Raw genomic sequence first — 22,549 nt, 5'->3', positions numbered from 1 at the left:
ATTGATAACAACAATAAAATGACATTTAAAAACTAACTAATTAAACTATTTTGACCTCAAGCATTTCAAGATTTTGTTTTATATGCTAATGTCCGTGAAGTATTGCTCAAAAATGCTCTTCAATGTCATAATTAGATAAGAAATGGAGGCGCATTCACTTTGAAAATTTATACTAAAACCGGTGACAAAGGTCAGACCAGGATTATAGGTAAACAAATTCTTTCGAAGGCCAACGTTCGTGTGATGGCCTATGGTGACGTTGATGAACTAAACTCATGGGTCGGATATACAAAATCAATTTTGTCTAGTGAAACTCAGAACTTAGGTGAAGAGTTGGAGGAAATCCAACAATTGCTTTTTGATTGTGGAAAAGACTTAGCAACCCCCAAAGATGAACCTCGTCACCCATTTATTTTTGAAGCGGCTAAACCTACTAAATGGCTTGAAGGAAAGATCGACGAGTACACAGCTGCTGTCCCACCAGTAAAAAAATTTATTCTTCCTGGTGGAAGTCAGGTTGCTGCGGCTCTTCATTACGCTAGAACCGTAACTCGCCGAGTAGAAAGAAATATCGTTGCTTTAAAAGATACAACCGAGATTAACGATGAAGTCTTAGTTTTTATTAATCGTTTATCTGACTACTTCTTTGCAGCCGCTCGTTATGCCAATATGAAGGATCAACATGCTGATATTCTTTATCGGAATAGCAAAGATGTTTTTAGGTAGGTACAGAAAAGAGGTAAATAAAATTGTCTTCAGCAGAAATGCGTCAGCATGTTTTGGCAATAGCTAACCAAAGATTCGCAACAAAAAAGTTTGACCCAAGTAAACACATTGATGATGAAGATTGGCAAGCAATCCTTCAGGTAGGCCGTTTAGCACCTAGTTCTTATGGTTATGAACCATGGCGATTCATTCTTTTAAAAAACAAAAAGCTTAAAGATGCAATCCGATCATTTTCATGGGGTGCAATTAATAGTCTAGATGGAGCGGATAAAATTTTGTTAATCTTGGTGCGCAAAGATGTATCCTACGACGCTGACTACGTTAAACATTTAGTAATGAATATTAAACAAAAGCCATACTCCCCAGACAGTCCACAGTCACAACACTTTAAAGTTTTTCAAGAACGAGATCTAGATATTCATACAACTAAGGAACGCTTTGAATGGGCTACCCGGCAAGCTTACATCGCTATGGCTAACATGATGACGGCAGCTACGGAATTAGGCATTGACACTTGTCCTATTGAAGGATTTAATTATTCAAAAATGAATCAATTCTTGGCAAATCATCAAATCATGGACCCTGAACATTGGCAAATCGCCGTAATGGTTAGCTTTGGCTACCGAGATCAACCTATTAAACCAAAAGTTCGACAGCCACTAGCCGATATTTACAAAGAAGTTTAGGTCTATCGGAAAACACGAGAGCAGGAAGAAACTCACGTTCTTCCCGCCCTCGCGTTTTTTAAATAAGCCTATCTAATCGCTAACTCTTCATATTCAAAATGCTGTTTTATGAAATCTCTTGCAAATGGGCACTTTGGTACTACTTTTAACCCTGAGCTTTCCATAATGCTAAGCAGTAGCAACATCACTCTTTGAGCAACACCTTTTCCACGATCTTCTGGTTTAACAACTACGTGATCAATTTGAAAGCTCCCATTCTCCAATAAGGTTAGATCAGCCCAGCCTACCTCTTTATTATTCTCAAGTAGTCCTAAATGTGTTTTAGCATACAAATAATTCTCTGTAACGAGAATCTTTGAATTTTGATCTCGAATATTTTTAAAAATCACTGACTTAAATTGATTAAACTGATCTTCAATCGCCTGGTCAACAAAATCATCTGTAATCCTATTCTCCTTCAATATACTGTTAACATTCCCAACAGTGACATAAGAAGGAAGGACCTTAGCTCCTAAATTCTGTAACACTTGATGTAAATGTGCATTGGCTAACATTCCACCTCGTGATCCAGAAGAATCCGTAATTACTAATACGGGTTTCCCTTGCGCTGGAAGATCAGGCTTAGGAACAGAAATGACATCTAAAGCGTTCTTTAATCCTCCAGGAATCGAGAGATTGTATTCCGGCATCACTATTAATAATCCACTAACCTTACTAACTGCGCGACGAAAAGCAACCCATTCTACCGGTGCATTAGTTAGATCAATATCCGGATCATAAAGTGGTAAACTGGAATAATCTAATTGAAGCATCTCTAAGTTTTTCTCTTTATACGTAATGTATTGTGCAAGTTTTAAACTAAATGCACGTTTACTTAGACTCCCTACAAGAACCCCAATTTTTACCATTGTCTACCTCCAAAAGAACTAACTCTTTTTATTTACCATATTAACTAGCGATTCAGCAAAAGCTGTTAACTGTTCAATGTCTTCTTCATACGGCTCTAGATCAATTTTTACTTTTTCTGCACCACGCGTAGCGCCAGCCTTTTCAAACGCTTCGTCAAAGTGATCAACTGTCTTATTGAAGTATTCGCCATAGAACTTATCTCCAGATCCAGCAACTCCGAAGACCTTTCCAGTCAAGTCGGTTTCCTTTAAATCATCATAGAAATCCATTCCCTCTTCTGGCATGGCTCCTTCATCGTACGTATATGCACAAACAACAAGGATATCCGCTTGCTTAAAATCTTCAACATCCGTTTGCGAAATTTCTGTTTCATTTACTTCGACACCTTTATTGGTTAGTGCCTCACAAACAATATTTGCCACTTCCTCATTATTACCAGTCATTGTTGCAAAAACCACATTTGCTTTTAACATCATTCAATCCACCTTTAAAAATCTAATTTTATCGTAGTTATCATCATTGGTAGCACTTTCATAATACTTCAATATCGTTATATTTTATTGTGCTATTATTAGCTTGAGGTGATAATTATGAAGCGAATCATGTTAATTGGACCAATCGGAAGTGGTAAAACTACCTTGACCCAACGGCTTAAGAATCAAGAAATTAAGTATAACAAAACTCAAGCTATCGAGTTTTTCGACAACTTTATTGACACTCCGGGAGAATACATGGAACATCATCAAATGCTAAATCGACTTCAAATGACATCCGTTGATGCCGACCTAGTAGTGCTATTACAAAGTGTTATTGATCAACGATTAATCTATCCCGCTGGCTTTTGTTCAATGTTTTCTAAACCAACTCTAGGAGTAATTACAAAAATTGATAAAGCAAACAGTTCAAAAGATATTGATTATGCACGCAAAATGTTAACAGTAGCAGGTGTTACCAAAACTATTGCAGTCTCTGCTGTTACAAACCAAAACATCAATAAATTAAGGTTAGAGCTTGAATAGCGATAGTAATTTTGCCCATAGTCCACTAGTCCATATAACATAACAGCCAGCTAATAAATAAACGGTCTTAGTACCGTAATTTACATAGTTTTCAATCAAATTCGTTACCTTCTTTAACCCTAGAATAGTTTTCCCAATCCACACCATAATTACCGAAGCCAAAATAAAGATGATTGATACTTCTAACATTACTGTAATAGACATATGACTTGCCCAAGGGATATATAAAGCTAAGTTGTCTCCTCCCAAGCTTAAGCAAGTTAAGAAAATTTGGTAAAAATTAGCATTTACTTTATTTATGTTCTCTTCATCTTTAAAAGCTAAGTAAATCAAAACTATTCCTAAGATTCCTGTTATCCAATCTGGAAATAATTGAGTTAAGGTTTTTCCTAATAAGGCACCACCACTCCATAATAAAAGGTTCGCTACACTTAGACCAATCATTGCATCCCTTACTCGCGCTTTGGGCAATAACGGTAATAAGAATACGAAAGTATCTATATTCACACTAATGAAAACCATCAAAATTGACAATGGATTCATTCAATTACCTCCACATCGTATTGGCGGTTATAGAAGCAAATATGACTTTTTCCCTGTTCTAAAGTTAACTTGGTTAAACTTAAATTACTTGGATTATTAAAATTCAAAGTATTTTTTGAGTCTACACACGCTTCAACAAATGTTTTAATTACCCAGCCATGCGTAACAACCAAAACATTTTCTTGCGGAACTACTCTTGCAACCTCTTTAAAAAAACTAATAATCCTTTTTCTCGCGTGATTATAAGGCTCGCCATTATTAACCCTATTAGCTGAAGGCTTAAGGTCATTTGTAGCATCATCAATGTAAGAACTATAATTTTTCTTCAAATCACTTAATAATTTTCCATTCCATTCACCATATGAAACTTCTTTTAGACGATCATCACTAACTATAGGCAATGAACTTTTTTGACAAATAATTTCGCTAGTCTGACGAGCTCTAATTAACGGACTAGTAAATACATATGAAATTTTCAATTCTCGAATCAATCTTTGATAGTCCTTTATTTGTTGTTTGCTCTGTAACGTAAGCGATGATAGTTTATTATCCATCGTTCCTTGTATATAACCAAGCTGATTAGCGATTGTTTCACCGTGACGAATTAGAAAAAAAGTTGTCATCCCTCTACACTCCCACTTATCATTATTACCAGAAAAGAGCTGTGGTAAAATTCGTTCTACCACAGCTCCAAATTTCAGTATCACTTACTAAGAAAGATATAGTTCCTTCAATTGAGAAATAACTAATGGTTCTACCCCTATGACGTCTTTTAAATAAGTATTAAATCCACCGTATTGATAATTCACTAATGCAACAATTTGGTCATAGTAAAACTTATTAACTGTAGAAAGATCCCATATTGATTGAAGGTAACATTCGTTCATTCTAACTTTCTTCGCATAGTCTAAACGTTCTTGGACTCTTTTTGTCGAATAACGATTCGTCATTAGATAGTCCTGAAAAATTTGCTTTTCTGGTACATTAAGTGCATTTAACAATAGAATTGCTCCCATACCAGTACGATCTTTTCCAGCTGAACAGTGGAATAATACACCGCCTATAGAACCCCCACAAATTAATGCTCGAAAGAAATCTTGATAAGCTCGATGTGACTGTTCACTAATTACTAATTGACGGTAAACTCTCATCATTCTATCAAATCCCGCCTTAGGACTACTAGCAAAATATTTACGAATTTCATCAACAGAAGCATTACTTTCTGTTATATCATTATCAAAAACTGGAATTCTTATATATCGAAAGAATGAACTTAAATGATCTGGGTAGGTTGCTACTTCTGAACTTGATCGAAAATCAATTACTGTTCTAATACCATAATCATATAGGAAAGCTAATTCTCGGGTATTTAAATCCGACATGTGTGCAGCTCGAATCAACTTATGCCACTTAGTAGTTGCCCCGTCTAAAGTAGGATAACCACCGAGTTCCCTAAAGTTAAAGCCATTTTCTAACTCTATTAGTCGTTGATTCTCCACACTATTACCTCCCTACGTTCTCGTAATCTTTGGAACATCAAAACCCAGTAAGTCATGAAGGCGAGCAACAACTTGTTTTAAAGCTGACTCAACTTCGGATACTTCACCAACGATTACAACTGAACCACTAAAGCGATCAATAAAGCCTAAGGTGACATTACTTGCCTTCGTTGCTACATCACCCGCAATTATAGATGCTTCGCTTGGTGTAATCGTTAGAATCCCTAATGCATTTTTAGGAGTTTGAATTCCTAATTTCTCATAGATATCAGGAGTAGGATTAGCAACAATATGAGCAAGAGTTACCTGTTTTCCAGGTACGTACTCTTGAATTGTTCTTGTAATATCACGGCTCATTAAAACATCTCCACTAGTTCAACTTTGCAACTCGCATTACATCACGTGCAATAATAATTTCTTCATTTGTTGGAATAACAGCTACATTAACTTTACTATCAGGAGTACTAATTACTAGTTCATTGTGATTATTCTTTTCATCGTCAATCTTTACCCCAAGATAGCCAAATGCACTACATACTTCTTTACGAACTAATGCAGCATGTTCACCAATCCCAGCAGTAAATACTAGGGTATCTAAGCCTTCCAGATCGGTTGTGTAGGCACCAATAAATTGTTGAATAGAGTGAACAAAAATGTCCAATGCTAATTTAGCCCGTTCATTGCCCTCTCGAGCTGCTTGTTCAACTTCACGTTCATCATTAGAAATACCTGAGATTCCAGCAAGTCCAGATTTTTTGTTCATTAATTGCCGGACTTCATCCGATGAAAGATTAAACTTTTCTTCCAGGAAAGGAACAATTTCGGGATCGATGTCACCCGTTCGTGTTCCCATCATAGTACCAGCTAATGGGGTGAATCCCATCGAAGTATTTATAGACTTTCCATCTTTAATGGCAGTAATACTGCACCCGTTTCCCAAATGGCAAGTTATCATCCGGCGAGAGTGTTCTTTTCCGAACACCTCTCTTGCCTTCTGAGATACATACTGATGTGAAGGTCCGTGGAAACCATAACGTTTAATCTTATAGTCACGATAATATTCATAAGGCAGCGCATATACAGACGCTTTTTCTGGAATTGTTGAGTGAAATGAAGTATCAAAAGTTACTACTTCTTTAGCATTTGGCAAAAATTTTTCAAATGCCTCTATTCCGGCTAAACCATTTGGATTGTGTAAAGGTGATAAAATCTTTAATTTGTCAATTTTATCCTTAACATCCTCGTCAACCTCAACAGATTGAGTGTAATAACTACCACCATGTGAGATCCGATGACCTACTCCTGCGATATCGTTTTGATCTTTAATTACGCCACTTGTTGTTAGAATATCTATGATATGACTGATTGCTTCATCATGATCTTTTAGAACTAGTTTTCGAGATTCCTTTACATCACCAACTGAATATTTAATCTCACCGTTACGTCCACCAATGTCCTCTGCGGATCCACTAACTAATAGTTTTTCTTCAGGCATCAAGTATAACTTAAACTTAATTGATGAACTTCCAGAATTAATTGCTAGAATCTTCTTTGACATACAACTTCCTCCTCGTCTAACGAATAATAGCTTGGTATACCTTGGCTAGATCTTCGTCAGATGGGGTAACTGGATTCCCAGGGAATGTTCCATCCTTCTTAGCGTTTTCAACAATTGTATCAGTTAACGTTACCGCTTCCTTAGGATCAACCCCGAATGCTTGTAGAGACATTGGGCAATTCATCTGACGATTCATTTCACGAATCTTTGCAATTAAACGCTTTACAGCTAAACGATCACTGATACTTGGCGTAGCAATACCAGCCTTCTTTGCCGCTATAGCATACTTGTGTAAAGCGTCGGCACAGTTCGATGAGTTATATTCAATAACATACGGTAATAACATAGTATTTGCTAAACCATGAGGAACATGGAAATTTGCACCAACTTGGTGAGCAATTGAGTGACAAATACCTAAACCGGCATTACTGAATGCTACTCCGGCAATATTAGACGCTTCGTGAACAATCTTCCGTGCATCCAAATTATCACCATGCCGGTAACATTCAACTAGATTATTCGTAATAACGTCAACTACTTTTTCTGCCAATGCATCTGTAAAGACGTTAGCATCCTTCGCAACTAATGATTCCAGGGCATGGGTTAAGACATCCATCCCTGAGTATGCAGTTACACTCTTTGGAGCTGTCATCACTAACCTTGGATCTAGTAAAGCGCAATCTGGTCTTAGATAATCCTCCATTAAAGGAATCTTTTTGTGATTCTTCGGATCAGAAATAACAGCATGTTGGGTAACTTCCGAACCAGTACCACTTGTAGTTGGAATAGCAATGTACTTTTCAATTTTGTACTTTGCCATTTTTTCGCCAAAGAATCGAATTCCCTTACCAGTATCTAACGCCGAACCTCCACCGATACCAATCATAATAGTTGGCATAAATTCCATGAACTTTTGGACCCCAACCATAATCTTGTCTAACGGTGGATCAGGAACTACATCGGCAAAAGTTTCACACTTATTACTACTGTCGATATGACCTTTAATTTTCTTTAACGTATCACTATTGGGAAGAAAAGCATCACAAACTAACATAATCCTTGAGTTCTTAATATCTTCAAGTTTTGTTAGACTATCTTCTCCTGAATAGATGCGTGTTGGCAAACTATACTCTTCCATGAAGATGCCTCCTAGCTAATTCCAACTCCGAACTGAGAAACCTTCTGGCGAGTTCAACCGTACACGACGAGTGAAGCTCTTAGCAGTCGTAGTCCCTTCACCAGTAGGTGTTGCAATCGTTAATGCAGATGCACCCGAGTGAGCGCCATTATCAGCAACACCAGTACCAACATACGTAGGACCGTTTACAACAAAGATAGAGCATTGCATACGGTGAGCGGCCTTGTTAATGTGCTTAAGGTTTTCAGAGTGAATCGAAGAAGTATGGTGATTACCTTGTTCAACTTCAACAGCCGTTGCTAATACATCGTCAAATGTAGGACAAGATACAATTGGTAGAATAGGCATTAACATTTCAGTCATAACCAACGGATGTTCCTTTGGTAATTCACAAATAATTTCGACTGGATTACCTTCGTAAGAAATACCAGCTTGGTCCATAATGTAAGTAGCATCCTTACCAACAAATTTCCGATCTGGAGCACCGTTATCTTGGATGCACATTTCGGTTAACTTATCAGCTTGTTCCCGAGTGATTAAGTATGCCCCTTCTTTTTGCATCTTTTGAATTAATTCATCCTTAATGCTACTTTCAGCAATAACTTCCTTTTCAGCAGTACATAAAATATCGTTATCGAAGGAAGCTGATGCAATAATGTTATGAGCTGCCAAGTCAATATCAGCAGTTGCGTCAACCATAGCAGGAGGATTACCTGGGCCAGCACCGATTGCTTTTTTACCACTAGTCATAGCTTGATGAACAACAGCAGGTCCACCAGTGACTGCAAGCATTGCAATATCTGGATGCTTCATCATCCGTTGAACTGATTCAATAGTTGGTTCTTCAACCCCAACAACAAGGTTGTGTAATCCAGTAGCACTGGTAACAAGTTCGTTCAATTTTTGAATTGTCCAACGAGTAATGTTCTTTGCACCAGGGTGAGCACCGAAGTAAACGGTGTTACCACCGGCTAACATCATAATTGCATTAGCAATGACAGTTTCAGCAGGATTTGTACTTGGTCCAACGGCACCAATAACACCGTATGGAATGTATTCATACATTACCAAACCACCATCACCAGTTTCCGCTTCCGGTTGAAGGATTTCTGGACCTGGTGTGTTGTACAAAGCATTGTGTAATTTAGCAATCTTGGCTTCAACCGTTCCCATTCCGGTTTCTTCATAGATATCCTTAGCAATTTTTTCGATGTATGGTCTGAAACCTTCTTTGATTGCATCAATTACCTTATTACGTAAGGTAATTGATGAATCACGATAGCATTCTTCTGCTTCTTTAGCGGCAGCAATCGCATCATCAACATTCTTGAAAATACCATTATCGCCCTTTGAACTACTACCATTTACACTATTGTTCCCCAATTCTTCAGCTAAAATCTTCCGAACTGTACTTTCAATATCATTCATTTGCATATTACTAACTCTCCTTCAAGAATTCAGCAACTGCGGCTTCACAAATTGATTGATCTTCCTCAACTAATCCACCACTTACACCAATCGCACCAATAATTTCACCATTTACAGTCAATGGAATTCCCCCTGCAAAACTAGCAAGTTTCCCATTTAACATTGTTTCCATTTGGTATAAACTAGCGCCTGGTTGGATATCTTTACTAATATCCTTAGTTGGTTCCTTCATCGCCAAAGCAGACCAAGCCTTCTTTGGAGCTAAAGTACAGCTTACTAAGTTTGCATTTGGCATGTGGTAGCTCATTTGCAATACCTGATCAGACTTCATAATTGCAATCGTAACACCAACGTTAAGTTCATTGGCTCGCTTAACGGCAGCATCGATTACCCGTTCCATCTTATGACGCTCAAACAGATTCTCACACTTTTTGTTATCCAAAATATTTTGAATAATCTTACTTACTTGTTCCTCATTCATAGTTTAGACACCTTTCTTCATCAAATAACGTTCATATACTTTTTCCGTTACCTGATTCAGCATATCTTCATAATCTTCTTCTCTCGCAATAATATAGAGAAAATCAGACATTCTATTGATATAGCGTTCAAGTTCCGGCCTAAATTCAACCTTCTCTGATAGTCGTACGAATAATCGCTCAGCCCGGCGACACACTGTTCGACATACATGGAGTTGAGCACCCGCCTTACTCGAACCTGGAAGAATAAAGCTATGCACTGGCGGCAACTTTGCAAGGTATGCATCAATTACATGCTCTAAATGATGCGTATCTTCGTCTGTGATGATTTGACTATTTTTTTCGAAATGTTGATGATTTTGAGTGGCAATTTCACCTTGCAAGAAGAACATTTTGTATTCAATTTCTTGCAAAATTTTTTTATTCTCTGGATTAACGCAGAGCTTATCTGCCAAACTAATATTAGCATTCAATTCATCGAAAGTTCCATAAGTATCAACACGTAGCGAATCCTTACGTACTCGTGCGCCATCGTATAAGCTAGTTTCTCCCTTGTCACCACCTTTTGTATAAATTGCCATTTTCAATCCCCCAGTTAAGTCTACTTATCAAAGCGATCAATAATTCCTACAATTGTACAATCATTGACGTCTCTTGTATTCTGGTCACTACCATCAGCTAATCGAGCTCCAGAACCACGAACGATCAAAACATTGTCTCCAATACCTGCATTAACTGTATCAGCTGCTACCTGCTCGTACCGAATCGGCTGTTGGTCTGAGTTAATCTGTTGGACAATCATTAGTTTTCTGCCAACTAGCGACGGGTCCTTTTGTGTTGAAACAACACTGCCTACAACTCTTGCCATATACAATTTTCTTCAGTCCTATTCTTAATAATTATTTGTTTGTAATTACAAATCTCTAAACCTTCATCTGTAATTAACTGTCGATAGTACTTAACAAGTACTGATTTATCTGGAAATGCAGCTAACTCTGTTCTGGTAATTGATTTATTATAACTAGCAATGATTGGCGAATCTCCATTTAATACAAACAGTACAGGCCAGTCTAAGATCATATGGCGAGGAATAAAGTTAACCATTTGATCTGTTACATTAAAACGAAATTTAACATCATAACTTAGACCTTTTAAAATCCAATCTACCCAGTTATCGGCTTTATTCATTGAATAAAGCTCCTTCAGCAAACCAATTGTGAAGTTCGTTAAGTTAACCCTTCCGTGGCTTAAAAATAACTTTTCACTCGGTGGGGTTAAACTTTCGTTATAAGAAACGTCAACGCATTTGTCTTCCCGTTCCTTTAACTTACGCATTACCTCAGCCAGTAGACTATCCATTGGCTTCACCCCTTCCAAGCTTTATCGGGCTAATTCTTTTTCTCGATCAATACTTTTGCGTATGAATCGTTTCCAATCCCAACATTAGCAGCATTCGCTTCATCAGTATCGATATGCATCTCAAGCACAAAGTCTTCACGTGGACGAGCAACAACATCATCAAAAATCGTCTTCCGGCCTCCATCACCGTCTACTTCAACTTTCATGTTGTCACCTAACTTAACCCCAAAGCGCTTTGCATCATCAAGGCTCATGTGAATATGCCGCTTTGCAACGATCACACCTTGAACTTCAATTTCGCCATATTCAGAACGAACTTTAATAGATGGAGTCCCGTCAAGATCACCCGACATCCGAATTGGTGCATTAATCCCTAGTGTAAAGTTTTCTGAACGAGCAATTTCAACTTGAGAATGTGCCCGATATGGGCCCATCAACCGAACGTTCTTAATGGTTCCCTTAGGGCCAATTAGGTCAACGGTTTGCTTAGCAGCAAAGTCAGCATGTTGCCGAAGATGTTTTAATACTTCAAGCTTTTGACCAGGGAATAATGTTTGAAAATCTTTTTCTGATAAGTGAACATGGTGATTTGAAACCCCAATTGGAACCAAATTTGGGTTCAAAGTTTCCTTAACTATTGAACGAATAATCTCTTTTAATTGTGCTTCATCCATAACTAATCCCTCAATAATCTAATTAATCCAATGAAGGTAAGATCTTTTCAACTTCTTCATGCGGCCGTGGAATTACGTATGATGAAATAACTTCACCAACTCCTTCAGCGGCTTGTACACCTGCTTCAACGGCTGCCTTTACGGCACCAACATCACCACGGATCATCGTAGTAACTAAACCGCTACCAATTTTTTCTTGACCAATCATGGTAACGTTAGCTGCCTTTACCATTTGGTCTGATGCTTCAATTGAAGCAACTAAACCCTTGGTTTCAATCATACCTAATGCGTTATTCATTTTTGTCACCTCAGTTTTTATTCAGCAGCCTTATCGTCCAATGAAGGTAAGATCTTTTCAACTTCTTCATGCGGCCGTGGAATTACGTATGATGAAATAACTTCACCAACTCCTTCAGCAGCTTGTACACCTGCTTCAACGGCTGCCTTTACGGCACCAACATCACCACGGATCATCGTGGTAACTAAACCGCTACCAATTTTTTCTTGACCAATCATGGTAACGTTAGCTGCCTTTACCATTTGGTCTGATGCTTCAATTGAAGCAACTAAGCCCTTGGTTTCAATCATACCTAATGCATTATTCATTTTGATTCCTCCTATAATCTACCTAATTGGTTTCTTTATAGTGAATGCACTTTTTATGTGGTTCTCCTAATTTTCTCGGACAATTTGGATCGCCACAAAGGTTGCAAGTTACTTCTTTTTTCTCTGATGATTCATCCTTTTGTTTTTCGTCCGTAGTAGTTTCATCAACAGAATCAGATTGAGTATTTTTCTCTTCCCTATCTGCTCCTTCGCTATCTACTTCCGTCTGAATTTGTTCATAATCAGAAGAATTACTTACATTTTTAACCGAAGTTTCCGGCGTTTCTTCCGGTGTCTCAATTTCCTTTGTTTCTTCCTGTATTGTCTTCTTAAAAATATCCGTTGTCCCTAATTTATCTAAACCTTCAGAAGGACTACCAATCACAACTGAAGTTACATAAACGTTAGGGAGATCGTTTTTAACGGCCTCTACAGCCACTGAGACAGCGGACAGGTTGCCACGAACTTGTAGTGTAATCCAACCATTCCCCTTTGTATTTTGGATGCTACTTAATTCAACCTGTGCTGTTTTAAGCATTTTATCCGCGGCTACAAGGGCTCCTGATAGACCGTTACACTCAACATATCCTAATGAGTCCATAATTTAACCACCTGTCTACTATAGTTTTTTAAATGGAATACCTTTAACAAGCCGAGCTGCATTCGCACCTAACTTTCGAAGTTGTACATCATCACTAGAACTCTTGTCGAAAAGTGGTTCCGACTCTTGTAAATTCTTATAGTGGACAACAATACGATCGTTTTCAAATGCAATGCCTACTGACAATCTTGATGATAACGATGCTTGATAAGCGCGGCTTACAATATTATCAACATCAATCGGCTTAATAACTACCGGAATTTGTTCTTCCTCAATCCCATTAAAAAGTGGTTGGATTGTATTCTTTGGATCTTGCTGTGAGGTTATCCCTACTACGATTGAAGGGCGATCATCACTATTAATTATTTCCATAGCTCCCCCTTCTTTCTTCGCCGTAACGAAGGATTAAACCAGTTGCAACAGCATTCCGTGGACCTTCAACTCCCCGGACATTACCACGACCAGCAACTAAGTTATAGTGCGCTAGTTCATCAGTAACTAATTGTGGAATTTCAAAGTCCAAAGCAGAACCACCAACAATTACTACGAATGGAATATCACGAATATTTCCGGTTGGACTAACGTATGCTAAAGCCCGAAGTGCATTAGTTACAAACACACGCTTCTTAGCGCTTTGACGAACTAGCTTGATCTTTTCAATACTTTGATTTCCGCTTACCGGTTCATACCCCTCGGGCTTAATAACTACAACCCGCGCAAAAAGCTCTGAAGGTAATGGCTTATCGAAGAACTGAACTGAGCCGTCTTCATGGCGAATCTGGAACAAATTTTCAACCTTTGCCAAAGGATAGCGCTTAATATCCTCAGCTAAATGAATGTCATCCAATCCCAATTCAGAATTAATGATCATTGTTACCATATCCCCCGCACCAGCAAGGTGGATAGCAATAGTTTCATCATTTTTATCAATTATCGAAGCATCTGTTGAACCAGCACCCAGATCCAAAATAGCAATTGGTTTATCTGTCCCTGGAGTTGTTAGTGCTCCTCGAATTGCAGATTCAACTTCTGCACCACCAATTTCAACTGGAGTATGGAACTCTTCTTCAATTAGCTTAGCAATCATTTCCATCTGCAAGTGATCCGACTTAACCATCGCGGCAATTCCCACGGCAGATTCATTTGAAAATTCACCAGCCAATCCGCCTCGTACCTTTACCGGTACTTGAGTATCAACAGCCAGCAAATCTTGAATTGCAATTTCACTATTTTGCTTTCCAGTTAGCGTTGCCATTGTTTGCCGGACGTTTTCAAGCATCCCACCAACGTTTGTCCCCGATTCACCTGTGATATCAGCGATTTGTCGGAAGCTTGAAACCTTCTTCATAATCGCATCAGCACCTTCAGAAACACCAACACGTTCAGTTCCTTGATCACCTTGAATGATAATCTTACCCGCAGGGATTACCCGTGCTTTAACGTCACCGGAAGGAGTCTTAATTACGACCGCTGACCGATTACCAATCAAAGCTCTTGAAACTGGAACAATATTTTTCGTTTCTTCTGAATTTAGGCCAAATAATGTAGCAATACCATATGGATTCGAAAGTTGTGAGATCACTTGACCTGGCCCCGCAACTTCAACAGCCGCAAGCATGTTAATTGGGACTTTGTCAATCATTGAAACCTCATCAACAATCGGAATTTTCTTATCAAGACGGTTATTAACCAGTACCCCATCATCATTTTGCATAATTGCAGCACTAATTTTGAAGCCTGAAGTTACGTAGGCATTGATTAATTTTGCAGCATCTTCAAAATCAATATCTTTTGAAATTATTACAATGTAAGTCTCAGTTTTATCCGTCTTATTTAAAAGGTCTAATAGCGGAACCGTAATCCCTGCTCCAGTACCTAATCCACCAGGTGTATCAGGGTTATGCCCAATCATCGTCGACTCTGTCACAACGGTTTCAGTAATCGTTTCCATTGCAACATCACCGATAACCGGCGTTGCTTCATTAATCCGAATCAAATCGATATCATCAATTGTTAAATTTGACTTATTTAAAACTTGATTTAAAGAATCGCGAATTCCAATTAAGTTCTGTTTAGTCCCTTTAATTCCGGTAGTAGGAGCAATTCCAGAGTTAATAAAATTTACTTGTCCATCATCAGTTACATCGGCCAATGCAACTTCCGTTGACGAATTACCAATATCAACCCCAATAACTTTTTTAGTAGCCATAAACACTCCTCCTACTCTAAAATTAATTTTTTATTAGTTATCGCCTTTGAGCTTCTTACGACTTTCATAGTAATTAGCCGCTTCTTCAAACCAAGCAGCACACACCTTAGCTTGGTACTTATCACGAAGTTCTTGCGCAATATCTAATAGTTCTTGCTTAGTTGAACGGAATGGACGAAGAGAGTTATACATTTCAAGCAACCTAGCATCCGGAACTTTAGTTAATTCAGCAGCCCGTTGAAAATTCTTTTGGATTGCCGGCCGGCCAGCACTAGCTGCAATTTCACCTTGTAATCGAAGAGAAGATGGCGTGATCCGGAATTCTTCCGGCTTTACTTGGTCATTAACAATATCTTGAAGTGAAATATTATCAAGATTCTTACCACTTGGCGTCTTCACAAGGTCACGGTGCTTGCCATAAAGAGGGTAGTCTGTAGCAGTCATTTTCTTATCAGTCGTTGATGTAAAAGTACTGTTTGAAGACGTTCCTTCTTGCATTTGTTTCATGATCTTTGAAACAAGTTCATCAATTTCACTCATGAATAGAACCTCCTAAATTAGTCAAGGTTAATTTTAATTTCTTCTTCTGGCTTACCAACAACTACTTGGTGAGTTTCCCGAATGTGCATAATAGCAGAAATAGCTTGGTAGTGGATCCGAGCTAATTGGTCATTTTCTGCTGGCACTGGCGTTGGAGATTCACCCTTGGCATAAAGCGCTGCGTTCTTACCAATAGCACGGAATGTTTCTGCTCGAAGCACTGGTGCTTGTGGGAACAATTCAAGATTTGAAAGTGGCGCTTGATCCTTTTGGTGAATAACTGTTGTCCCCTTGGATTGGACCCCAATAGCAATTCCAGAACCAGATAAGTGGTCACCTTGTACTGCAACGGCAGCAACATCTGAAGACCGGTATACCTTGATAACACGAGCTTTAAGCCCTTCTTCTTCAATTCCAGCAATCAATTGACGAATGACTTCCTTATGAGAAAGTCCCGTTTCCGTCTTGTTTAAAACGCTGGCAAATGCTGGAGCTACTGCAATAACAACTTCGTCCTTGGAGTATCCTTGCTTTGCAGGGCCAGCTGGTTGGAACCAGTCTGGATTATGTTCTTCGACAGCATTACTATTCGCTACTTGCTTTTCGCCCTCTGAAGGTTTGTTATTAAAGTTAATAGGAGTGTCAATGTTGTTAACTTCACCTAAGACTTCTTTAACAATTGAGCGTAATACGTTTTCATCAATCTCAACCATTGTTTTACCCCCATCTTAGAGTTCTAGGTTCTTCGGATCGAGTGCAAATGGCAAGTCCTTAATCCGATCCCATTCTTCCTTATCTTCGTATAGACGGTAACCAGTACCTGGACCTTGATAGTCATTACCACCGTTAACGGCAGAGGTAACGTTCCAGTCTTTATCAAAGATAGCTGAAGTTTGTAGGTAGTCACCAACAACCTTTTGCTTCTGAAGGTTAAGAATTGCTTCGGCAACATCCTTGTAACCGTGGTGGCACAATGCCTTAATAACATCGACGGCCGTAATACCACGATCCATAAGATCTTGGGCAGCCTTCATGTCGGCAACCATGTCACGTTTTGGCATATCATCGTGAGTGTTAGCATAGGTAGCAGCTTCAACTTCTTCATCAGTAATCTTTGGAAGGCCTAATTCGTCAAATACTGCTTGTAAAGCCTTGGCAGCTTTGTTCCGTGCTGCGATAATATCGGATTCTTTAACAGGGTGAATACCGAAGTATTGACCTAAGTCACGTTCCATAACATACATGTCATCATAGTCCATGGCATCGTTGTTTGAACCTGCAAAGGTGTTATCGTAGTTTGGCGTAGATGAATAACCAGAATTAATGTAGTCAGTACCAGCTAAGAACTGACCAACTAACCGTTCCGTCCGACGCATGTCTGAGTGGGAATATGCTTGGTCACAACCAGAGGCACATTCAAGGTCACACATCATGCAAAGAAGGTTTTCACCAAGGACTTCACGAATACCATTTGGCACAGCCCCTGGAATTTCAATACAACTAACAGCCCCATTTTGAAGCCCTTGAACACCAGATGCCTTAGTGAGTAAGATACAACGAGCTTCAAGGTAAAGCATGGACTTCCCTTCTGGGTAACCCATCAAAACTTCTGAACCAGCTCCAGAAGTGAAACGCATCTTCAAACCACGTGAGGCATAACAAGAAGCTAAAAATCCTTTAGACCATGGGGTATCGTCACCATCGGTAAATACCCGATCAGTCCCATAAACAGAGATAGTTTCAGCATAGGCAGTAAACCCACGCATCCCAAGCTTAAGTTCATCAGCTTCTTCAACAGAACATTGCGTTAAGACACCCGGACGACCAGTTTGAGCCCCAACTAACAACGCAAGAGCGTTGAACGGTGCGTAACGAGCAACCGCCGTCGTAGTTTCTTGTTCAGGAAAACCACGCAAGGCCGCATCAGCCGCATCAGCTGCAATTTGAACTGGATTATCAACCGTGTTCGTAACGTGACATTGGTTATCTGGTTTCCGACGTGGCCGCATCTTCTTAATGGCCATAATCATTTCACCAAAGTCAAGCTTACTAATAATTTCTTCTGCCTTGGCTGGCGTCAATGCAGAGGTAATCTTTATAATTTCATCCCGAGAAACATTAGGATCAACTAACATCCGAGCAATCTTTGTTGAATCAGTTGCTAAAACTTTTTCAACATTGTCCAAATCGATCCCGTATTCTGCAATGTAAAGGTCAATTAAGTCGAAGTCTTCCAGCTTCTTACCGTCCATCTCAACGATCTTACCATTTTCAATTTTTACACTTGGCTTAGGGTCATTAGGCCCCATCATTGCAACAAACCCCTCTTCAGGCCATTCTTTAACGAATGTATCTTGGTGGATTGGTTGCTTTTCAAGTTCTTCAAACCGCTTTTGACGTTTCATTAATTTTTCCTCCCTTTGTAAGGATTGCTAATGAATGTAGGATGGGAAATCATTCTGTGGCTTGTCGCCCAATTGAGCTAATAGCTTAAGCCCTACTTCCCGACCTGCAATAACTGCCTGCCGAACTGCTCCAGAATCACCATAAATGTGGAGCGCTCCTTCGTTAGAGTAACTAGTACCATGACTAGGTGATGCAAAAGTAATTACTTCAACACCTGCCGTCTTCAATGCCGTATCAGCCATTACAACACCAATACCAGCCGGGCAACCGCAAATAAGTCCATATGCCTTACCTTCAACAGCGCCAAGGCCAAGATGTGCAGCTCCAGCTGCCCGGGCCGTATATTGTAGTTCAAGGTGTCCAGCCTTGGAATTGTAAACATCACCAAATGTTCGGTGAAGGTTGTCAAGAGCTACACGAATAGCTTGCTTAACATCAGAGGGATCATAGCCACCAATAACGATCATGCATCCATGACCACCTCCGCCTTTAGTATCACGTGGCCATTCAACATCGATACATTCAGTATTAGTTGCCTTAACTCCTTCATCCATTGCCATGATTTGCGGACCAGCACCCGTCCGAGAACTTAGCAAACCAATAACGGAAAATTTCTTTTCAACATGTAATTTTTCCAATAGTAATGGGTCAACACTTGGAATACACATCCCAATTGTGTCACCAATTTCACTTGCTCCAACAAATTCTGGAACCGTACTTGTTGAGTTCAGAAAGTCATTCATTTCCTTGCCTCCTGACAATTTGAACTTGCTTTTTTCTCAAAAAACTTTGCAATTAAATTAGGCCTTATGTGGCAAAATTTTTTCAACATCCGTGTGAGGACGAGGAATTACGTAATTTGAAAGAACTTCCCCAACGTTCTCAGCGGCTTGAACACCAGCATCAACGGAAGCCTTAACTGCACCAACATCACCACGAACCATGACCGTCACTAAACCATGACCAATTTTTTCTTGACCAATTAAATTAACGTTAGCTGCTTTAACCATTGCATCTGCAGCTTCAATTGAAGCTACAAGTCCCTTTGTTTCAATTAAACCTAACGCTTCTTGTTGCATGAGATTACCTCCTCATAAATTACAAAAATAAGTTTGAAAGCGCTTGCCCTATGGCACATGTATAGTTTATAACAAGAGACTTATGCTTTTTTGTTAAGACAATCTACAACGATAATTTATAAAAAAGCTAAGATTAAATAATTATTTTGGATATAAAATTGACACAATTGATAAATAATGCAAGAATGAGTTAAATACTTTAATCACAGCAATGTTAGGGGTTTCAAACATGGCTAATATACATGATGATAAAATAAATATCTTTTTCCAACAAACCATTTCCACTTTTTGTGACATTACAAATATTGATATATTTTTTCTTTCTGACACTCATAAGCTAATTAACAGAGACCGCTTGTTCAATGAATCTCAAGAAGTATGTAAATTTCTTTCAAACATCCATGCTTTTAATGTAATTCTTTATCCAGTAATCATTAATAAGCATTTTTCTGGATCATTCTTCTTAACTAATACCCACACTACAAAAACTGATCATTTAATGCTTAGAGAATATTTAGAAAGTACAGCCTCATTTCTCAGTAACCAAAACCATCTTAATTATGATATTTCTATCCTGTCTCCTATAAAAAAATCCGATTTTCAAAAATATTATAGTGAAATTAATCTTATAGAATCAAAGCAATCAGTCCCTCCTGTTACCCCCCCCCCTTCAATTTCAAGAAAATAATAATGTAAGTAAAGATTCTGGCGATAATGTATCAAAATTATTAACCGGCCAGCACAGTGATATTTATAATAATCTCAGTAGAGCATTGAATTTCATTAACAAGAACATTAGTAAGCAATTAACGCTTGAAGAAGTCTCACAAAATATTTTTCTTTCTCCTTCTTATTTGAGTCGTATTTTTAAGAAGAACTTTAATATTAATTTTATTAACTATATCAATACCAGAAAAATAGCTTTAGCGCAGGAAAAATTAGCCCTATCGACTGTTCCAATTTCTAAGATTTCCAAACAAGTTGGATTCTCCCAAGCTAGTTACTTTACAAAAATTTTTAAACAAAAAACTGATGAATCACCTTCCGACTATCGAAAATTAAATCACGACATTCGCAAAATATATACTATTAGTAGAGACTTATCATGGCTTGATAACCCCGATGTTTTTGAAATATCTAAAGAGTATTTCAAAGAAGAAAGCATCGATTTTAAATGGCGTAATATTAACGGGTTCAGTTATATCTATTCAATTAACGGTCTAGAAGATACTGGTGAACATGGTGGTTGGATTTATTTTGTTGACTGTATTCAACCACTATTACCAGCTAATAAGGTCTTTTTATCAAATAAATGTGTAATTCAATGGATTTATACTAAACATATTAGGTAAAACAAAAAGGCTCCTTAATAGGGAGCCTTTTTGTTATTACTTATCTTTAGGATCAAACATAGCTATTCCCAGTGGTGTTACGAACTGTGGGTATGCAGGTTTATATACTTTATGCCTTAATTCTTTTTCAAAGGTTTTTACAAAATCTTCAAAGTTTGTCGCCCCACCAACTACAATAACCGGATCTTCAACCTCGGGTTCTAGTTTCTTTACAATTGACGCCATCTTTTCAACTACTGGTTTAATAGTTCCGAAAACCTCTTTTTCCTTCGCCTTGTCACGTTTTAGCTTTTCAGCCTCATCATTTGGAATCTTATAACTTCCACCGAGTACTAAAGTCATATGGAAACCGCCAGTCGCTTCGTCAACAACCTTCTTTATTTTCCCATCTTTAAAAATCGTAATTCCAGTTGTTCCCCCACCAATGTCAACAACAGTACCGTTCTTTATTTGTAAAAATTTTGCAGCAGCCGTTGGTTCATCAACAACACCAGTACATTCGAAGCCTGCTTCTTCGATTACATTTGAAACTACTTTAGTACTTTTTTGACCAGTATTCGGCGGAATTGCTCCAGTAGCAGTTGTCAATTCCTGGCCAATTTGCTTTTCAGCTTTTTCTTTTAGCCTTCTTAAAATATTAACGGATTCCATAAAGTTTACTACAATTCCATCTTGAACAGCATTATCATACTCAAATGCTCCATAGATCATATTATCATTCTGATCCAAAACACTTAATACAATTGACGACGTGCCCAAATCAACACCAGCCCTAAGCTTCCGATCTTCGGGTTTTACATTTTCTTCACCCATCACAATTTTATTAAATTCACTTAACTTTTTATTTGCCTTTTCTAACCTGTTCATAGTCTTCATCCTCCAAAATAAAATAATTGAAGTATATAGCCTACTTAAATTTATAACAAACATAATTTAAGTAGATAAAACAAGGCTGGGGAGAAACTGACCACGTTTCTTCTCAGCCTTACCTTTTACCATATAAAATTATGCTATCGTGTATAGTCCACAGGCAATAAGCCCTCCAACGATAGGGCCTAGCATCGGAACCCACGCATATCCCCATTCTGCAACTGATTTATTTGGAACCGGAATAATTGTGTAAGCAAAACGTGGTGCCCAATCCCGCGCTGGGTTTAAAGCAAATCCAGTTGTCGTCCCAAGGCAGGTACCAACTACCATAATAAGCATCCCAACGATAAACGGCTTTAACCCAGTAGTAAAGTTACCTAAGTTGAGTAAGATATATACAAAGGCGAAAGTTGCTACAACTTCAGAAATAAAGTTAAATACAGGATTTGCAATCGCTGGACGAGTTGCAAAGATCCCTACACTATTTCCTTCTTCTTCACTCTTTGATTCTTTGAAGTGAGGATAAAACTGAATAATGACTAATACTGCCCCAAGAAAACCACCTAAAAATTGTCCTAATACGTAAGGAACAACTTGTGACCATGGGAATAAGCCAAAAATTGCAAATGGAATAGTAACTGCTGGATTAAGATGGCCTAAAGACCCCAACATTCCGGCTACATAAACCCCCATCGTTACGGCCATACCCCATGAAAGGCAAATAAACAGCCATCCACTATTTTGACCATAGGTCTTCTTCAAACTATTACTAGCACATGAGCCACAACCTAGAAGAATTAGAATCATAGTTCCAAAGAACTCACCAATAAAGCCATGCATTTAAAACACCAACTTTTCTTTGATTTCG

31 protein-coding genes are annotated in these 22,549 nt (G+C 38.5%); 5 read left to right on the top strand and 26 right to left on the bottom strand.

Going from position 1 to position 22,549, the window contains the following annotated elements; translation table 11 throughout:
• Positions 1-159 precede the first annotated feature (159 nt).
• Both GTO83_RS00540 and GTO83_RS00535 read left to right on the top strand, forming a co-directional pair.
• Positions 160-726 carry a cob(I)yrinic acid a,c-diamide adenosyltransferase gene (locus tag GTO83_RS00540; RefSeq protein ID WP_180871242.1) on the top strand — a complete coding sequence of 189 codons (567 nt, stop codon included), beginning with the start codon at positions 160-162 and terminating at the stop codon, positions 724-726.
• Positions 727-749: 23 nt separating this feature from the next.
• Positions 750-1,412: an NAD(P)H-dependent oxidoreductase gene (locus GTO83_RS00535; protein ID WP_255463131.1), complete on the top strand. Its 663-nt coding sequence runs from the start codon at positions 750-752 to the stop codon at positions 1,410-1,412.
• 68 nt (positions 1,413-1,480) lie between these two features.
• Here GTO83_RS00535 and GTO83_RS00530 read toward each other — a convergent pair whose 3' ends face one another.
• The gene (locus tag GTO83_RS00530) at positions 1,481-2,320 is read right to left on the bottom strand and encodes a GNAT family N-acetyltransferase (RefSeq protein ID WP_180871241.1); all 840 of its coding nucleotides are present in this window, start codon (positions 2,318-2,320) and stop codon (positions 1,481-1,483) included.
• A gap of 18 nt (positions 2,321-2,338) precedes the next feature.
• On the bottom strand, positions 2,339-2,794 hold the full coding sequence (locus GTO83_RS00525; protein ID WP_180872075.1) for a flavodoxin: 456 nt from the start codon (positions 2,792-2,794) through the stop codon (positions 2,339-2,341).
• A 117-nt stretch (positions 2,795-2,911) separates the two neighbouring features.
• Here GTO83_RS00525 and GTO83_RS00520 point away from each other — a divergent pair, with 117 nt between their 5' ends.
• The gene (locus GTO83_RS00520; RefSeq protein WP_180871240.1) at positions 2,912-3,340 is read left to right on the top strand and encodes a EutP/PduV family microcompartment system protein; all 429 of its coding nucleotides are present in this window, start codon (positions 2,912-2,914) and stop codon (positions 3,338-3,340) included.
• Here GTO83_RS00520 and GTO83_RS00515 read toward each other — a convergent pair.
• From GTO83_RS00515 to GTO83_RS00410, 22 genes are read right to left on the bottom strand one after another with little or no spacing between them, the layout of a single operon-like run.
• Positions 3,326-3,883 carry a cadmium resistance transporter gene (locus GTO83_RS00515; RefSeq protein WP_180871239.1) on the bottom strand — a complete coding sequence of 186 codons (558 nt, stop codon included), beginning with the start codon at positions 3,881-3,883 and terminating at the stop codon, positions 3,326-3,328. The genes GTO83_RS00520 and GTO83_RS00515 overlap by 15 nt on opposite strands.
• The gene (locus tag GTO83_RS00510) at positions 3,880-4,569 is read right to left on the bottom strand and encodes a histidine phosphatase family protein (RefSeq protein WP_180871238.1); all 690 of its coding nucleotides are present in this window, start codon (positions 4,567-4,569) and stop codon (positions 3,880-3,882) included. Before GTO83_RS00510 ends, GTO83_RS00515 begins: the two co-directional genes overlap by 4 nt.
• A 24-nt stretch (positions 4,570-4,593) precedes the next feature.
• The gene (locus GTO83_RS00505; RefSeq protein WP_180871237.1) at positions 4,594-5,382 is read right to left on the bottom strand and encodes a tyrosine-protein phosphatase; all 789 of its coding nucleotides are present in this window, start codon (positions 5,380-5,382) and stop codon (positions 4,594-4,596) included.
• A 12-nt stretch (positions 5,383-5,394) separates the two neighbouring features.
• Positions 5,395-5,739: a BMC domain-containing protein gene (locus GTO83_RS00500; RefSeq protein WP_180871236.1), complete on the bottom strand. Its 345-nt coding sequence runs from the start codon at positions 5,737-5,739 to the stop codon at positions 5,395-5,397.
• A 13-nt stretch (positions 5,740-5,752) separates the two neighbouring features.
• On the bottom strand, positions 5,753-6,940 hold the full coding sequence (locus GTO83_RS00495) for an acetate/propionate family kinase (protein WP_180871235.1): 1,188 nt from the start codon (positions 6,938-6,940) through the stop codon (positions 5,753-5,755).
• A 16-nt stretch (positions 6,941-6,956) separates the two neighbouring features.
• Positions 6,957-8,078, bottom strand: coding sequence for a 1-propanol dehydrogenase PduQ (locus GTO83_RS00490; protein WP_180871234.1), 1,122 nt, complete (start codon positions 8,076-8,078; stop codon positions 6,957-6,959).
• Between the two features lie 15 nt (positions 8,079-8,093).
• The gene (gene pduP, locus GTO83_RS00485) at positions 8,094-9,512 is read right to left on the bottom strand and encodes a CoA-acylating propionaldehyde dehydrogenase PduP (protein WP_180871233.1); all 1,419 of its coding nucleotides are present in this window, start codon (positions 9,510-9,512) and stop codon (positions 8,094-8,096) included.
• A gap of 4 nt (positions 9,513-9,516) precedes the next feature.
• Complete coding sequence (locus GTO83_RS00480) at positions 9,517-9,987, bottom strand: heme-binding protein (protein WP_180871232.1); 471 nt, start codon at positions 9,985-9,987, stop codon at positions 9,517-9,519.
• 3 nt (positions 9,988-9,990) lie between these two features.
• Complete coding sequence (locus GTO83_RS00475; RefSeq protein WP_180871231.1) at positions 9,991-10,566, bottom strand: cob(I)yrinic acid a,c-diamide adenosyltransferase; 576 nt, start codon at positions 10,564-10,566, stop codon at positions 9,991-9,993.
• Positions 10,567-10,586: 20 nt separating this feature from the next.
• Entirely contained in the window at positions 10,587-10,853 is a 267-nt protein-coding gene (locus GTO83_RS00470) for a EutN/CcmL family microcompartment protein (protein ID WP_180871230.1), read from the bottom strand.
• Entirely contained in the window at positions 10,838-11,344 is a 507-nt protein-coding gene (pduM, locus tag GTO83_RS00465) for a PduM family microcompartment protein (RefSeq protein WP_180871229.1), read from the bottom strand. The genes GTO83_RS00470 and pduM overlap by 16 nt, the downstream gene beginning before the upstream one ends.
• Before the next feature lie 29 nt (positions 11,345-11,373).
• The gene (locus tag GTO83_RS00460; RefSeq protein WP_180871228.1) at positions 11,374-12,018 is read right to left on the bottom strand and encodes a phosphate propanoyltransferase; all 645 of its coding nucleotides are present in this window, start codon (positions 12,016-12,018) and stop codon (positions 11,374-11,376) included.
• 22 nt (positions 12,019-12,040) lie between these two features.
• A complete protein-coding gene (locus tag GTO83_RS00455) occupies positions 12,041-12,316 on the bottom strand; it encodes a BMC domain-containing protein (protein WP_180871226.1) in 276 nt (91 codons plus the stop codon).
• Between the two features lie 17 nt (positions 12,317-12,333).
• Entirely contained in the window at positions 12,334-12,624 is a 291-nt protein-coding gene (locus GTO83_RS00450; RefSeq protein ID WP_180871225.1) for a BMC domain-containing protein, read from the bottom strand.
• A gap of 22 nt (positions 12,625-12,646) precedes the next feature.
• Entirely contained in the window at positions 12,647-13,225 is a 579-nt protein-coding gene (locus tag GTO83_RS00445) for a BMC domain-containing protein (RefSeq protein WP_180871223.1), read from the bottom strand.
• An 18-nt stretch (positions 13,226-13,243) separates the two neighbouring features.
• Positions 13,244-13,597, bottom strand: coding sequence for a glycerol dehydratase reactivase beta/small subunit family protein (locus tag GTO83_RS00440; RefSeq protein WP_180871222.1), 354 nt, complete (start codon positions 13,595-13,597; stop codon positions 13,244-13,246).
• Positions 13,584-15,434, bottom strand: a complete 1,851-nt coding sequence (locus GTO83_RS00435) for a diol dehydratase reactivase subunit alpha (RefSeq protein ID WP_180871220.1) — start codon at positions 15,432-15,434, stop codon at positions 13,584-13,586. The genes GTO83_RS00440 and GTO83_RS00435 overlap by 14 nt, the downstream gene beginning before the upstream one ends.
• A 33-nt stretch (positions 15,435-15,467) precedes the next feature.
• Entirely contained in the window at positions 15,468-15,974 is a 507-nt protein-coding gene (locus GTO83_RS00430; RefSeq protein ID WP_180871218.1) for a diol dehydratase small subunit, read from the bottom strand.
• A 17-nt stretch (positions 15,975-15,991) separates the two neighbouring features.
• Positions 15,992-16,687 (bottom strand): propanediol/glycerol family dehydratase medium subunit, encoded by a 696-nt coding sequence (locus GTO83_RS00425; protein ID WP_180871216.1) that lies wholly within the window; start codon positions 16,685-16,687, stop codon positions 15,992-15,994.
• Between the two features lie 15 nt (positions 16,688-16,702).
• Positions 16,703-18,379, bottom strand: coding sequence for a propanediol/glycerol family dehydratase large subunit (locus GTO83_RS00420; RefSeq protein ID WP_180871214.1), 1,677 nt, complete (start codon positions 18,377-18,379; stop codon positions 16,703-16,705).
• 27 nt (positions 18,380-18,406) lie between these two features.
• Complete coding sequence (pduB, locus tag GTO83_RS00415) at positions 18,407-19,123, bottom strand: propanediol utilization microcompartment protein PduB (RefSeq protein ID WP_180871213.1); 717 nt, start codon at positions 19,121-19,123, stop codon at positions 18,407-18,409.
• A gap of 57 nt (positions 19,124-19,180) precedes the next feature.
• Positions 19,181-19,459, bottom strand: a complete 279-nt coding sequence (locus GTO83_RS00410) for a BMC domain-containing protein (protein ID WP_180871211.1) — start codon at positions 19,457-19,459, stop codon at positions 19,181-19,183.
• A 229-nt stretch (positions 19,460-19,688) separates the two neighbouring features.
• Between GTO83_RS00410 and GTO83_RS00405 the strand changes: the two genes are divergently transcribed.
• Complete coding sequence (locus tag GTO83_RS00405; protein ID WP_180871209.1) at positions 19,689-20,147, top strand: hypothetical protein; 459 nt, start codon at positions 19,689-19,691, stop codon at positions 20,145-20,147.
• Positions 20,148-20,232: 85 nt separating this feature from the next.
• A complete protein-coding gene (locus tag GTO83_RS00400) occupies positions 20,233-20,811 on the top strand; it encodes a helix-turn-helix domain-containing protein (protein WP_255463130.1) in 579 nt (192 codons plus the stop codon).
• Between the two features lie 36 nt (positions 20,812-20,847).
• Here the strand turns inward: GTO83_RS00400 and eutJ are convergent, their stop codons facing one another.
• On the bottom strand, positions 20,848-21,678 hold the full coding sequence (gene eutJ, locus GTO83_RS00395; protein ID WP_180871207.1) for an ethanolamine utilization protein EutJ: 831 nt from the start codon (positions 21,676-21,678) through the stop codon (positions 20,848-20,850).
• A gap of 138 nt (positions 21,679-21,816) precedes the next feature.
• Positions 21,817-22,521, bottom strand: a complete 705-nt coding sequence (locus tag GTO83_RS00390) for an MIP/aquaporin family protein (protein ID WP_180871206.1) — start codon at positions 22,519-22,521, stop codon at positions 21,817-21,819.
• Positions 22,522-22,549: the final 28 nt, after the last annotated feature.

Source organism: Lactobacillus sp. 3B(2020) (assembly GCF_013487845.1).
Lineage (GTDB): Bacteria > Bacillota > Bacilli > Lactobacillales > Lactobacillaceae > Limosilactobacillus > Limosilactobacillus alvi.
Note: the sequence above shows the minus strand (reverse complement) of the source record. Positions and strands in the feature narration are given on the sequence as shown.

Bases quoted from the DNA above. Each gene is read 5' to 3' on its own strand.
- GTO83_RS00530 (WP_180871241.1), bottom strand. From the start codon at position 2,320: ATGGTAAAAATTGGGGTTCTTGTAGGGAGTCTAAGTAAACGTGCATTT.
- GTO83_RS00525 (WP_180872075.1), bottom strand. From the start codon at position 2,794: ATGTTAAAAGCAAATGTGGTTTTTGCAACAATGACTGGTAATAATGAG.
- GTO83_RS00520 (WP_180871240.1), top strand. From the start codon at position 2,912: ATGAAGCGAATCATGTTAATTGGACCAATCGGAAGTGGTAAAACTACC.
- GTO83_RS00515 (WP_180871239.1), bottom strand. From the start codon at position 3,883: ATGAATCCATTGTCAATTTTGATGGTTTTCATTAGTGTGAATATAGAT.
- GTO83_RS00500 (WP_180871236.1), bottom strand. From the start codon at position 5,739: ATGAGCCGTGATATTACAAGAACAATTCAAGAGTACGTACCTGGAAAA.
- GTO83_RS00495 (WP_180871235.1), bottom strand. From the start codon at position 6,940: ATGTCAAAGAAGATTCTAGCAATTAATTCTGGAAGTTCATCAATTAAG.
- GTO83_RS00490 (WP_180871234.1), bottom strand. From the start codon at position 8,078: ATGGAAGAGTATAGTTTGCCAACACGCATCTATTCAGGAGAAGATAGT.
- pduP (WP_180871233.1), bottom strand. From the start codon at position 9,512: ATGCAAATGAATGATATTGAAAGTACAGTTCGGAAGATTTTAGCTGAA.
- GTO83_RS00480 (WP_180871232.1), bottom strand. From the start codon at position 9,987: ATGAATGAGGAACAAGTAAGTAAGATTATTCAAAATATTTTGGATAAC.
- GTO83_RS00475 (WP_180871231.1), bottom strand. From the start codon at position 10,566: ATGGCAATTTATACAAAAGGTGGTGACAAGGGAGAAACTAGCTTATAC.
- GTO83_RS00470 (WP_180871230.1), bottom strand. From the start codon at position 10,853: ATGGCAAGAGTTGTAGGCAGTGTTGTTTCAACACAAAAGGACCCGTCG.
- pduM (WP_180871229.1), bottom strand. From the start codon at position 11,344: ATGGATAGTCTACTGGCTGAGGTAATGCGTAAGTTAAAGGAACGGGAA.
- GTO83_RS00460 (WP_180871228.1), bottom strand. From the start codon at position 12,018: ATGGATGAAGCACAATTAAAAGAGATTATTCGTTCAATAGTTAAGGAA.
- GTO83_RS00455 (WP_180871226.1), bottom strand. From the start codon at position 12,316: ATGAATAACGCATTAGGTATGATTGAAACCAAGGGTTTAGTTGCTTCA.
- GTO83_RS00450 (WP_180871225.1), bottom strand. From the start codon at position 12,624: ATGAATAATGCATTAGGTATGATTGAAACCAAGGGCTTAGTTGCTTCA.
- GTO83_RS00445 (WP_180871223.1), bottom strand. From the start codon at position 13,225: ATGGACTCATTAGGATATGTTGAGTGTAACGGTCTATCAGGAGCCCTT.
- GTO83_RS00440 (WP_180871222.1), bottom strand. From the start codon at position 13,597: ATGGAAATAATTAATAGTGATGATCGCCCTTCAATCGTAGTAGGGATA.
- GTO83_RS00435 (WP_180871220.1), bottom strand. From the start codon at position 15,434: ATGGCTACTAAAAAAGTTATTGGGGTTGATATTGGTAATTCGTCAACG.
- GTO83_RS00430 (WP_180871218.1), bottom strand. From the start codon at position 15,974: ATGAGTGAAATTGATGAACTTGTTTCAAAGATCATGAAACAAATGCAA.
- GTO83_RS00425 (WP_180871216.1), bottom strand. From the start codon at position 16,687: ATGGTTGAGATTGATGAAAACGTATTACGCTCAATTGTTAAAGAAGTC.
- GTO83_RS00420 (WP_180871214.1), bottom strand. From the start codon at position 18,379: ATGAAACGTCAAAAGCGGTTTGAAGAACTTGAAAAGCAACCAATCCAC.
- pduB (WP_180871213.1), bottom strand. From the start codon at position 19,123: ATGAATGACTTTCTGAACTCAACAAGTACGGTTCCAGAATTTGTTGGA.
- GTO83_RS00410 (WP_180871211.1), bottom strand. From the start codon at position 19,459: ATGCAACAAGAAGCGTTAGGTTTAATTGAAACAAAGGGACTTGTAGCT.
- GTO83_RS00405 (WP_180871209.1), top strand. From the start codon at position 19,689: ATGGCTAATATACATGATGATAAAATAAATATCTTTTTCCAACAAACC.
- eutJ (WP_180871207.1), bottom strand. From the start codon at position 21,678: ATGAACAGGTTAGAAAAGGCAAATAAAAAGTTAAGTGAATTTAATAAA.
- GTO83_RS00390 (WP_180871206.1), bottom strand. From the start codon at position 22,521: ATGCATGGCTTTATTGGTGAGTTCTTTGGAACTATGATTCTAATTCTT.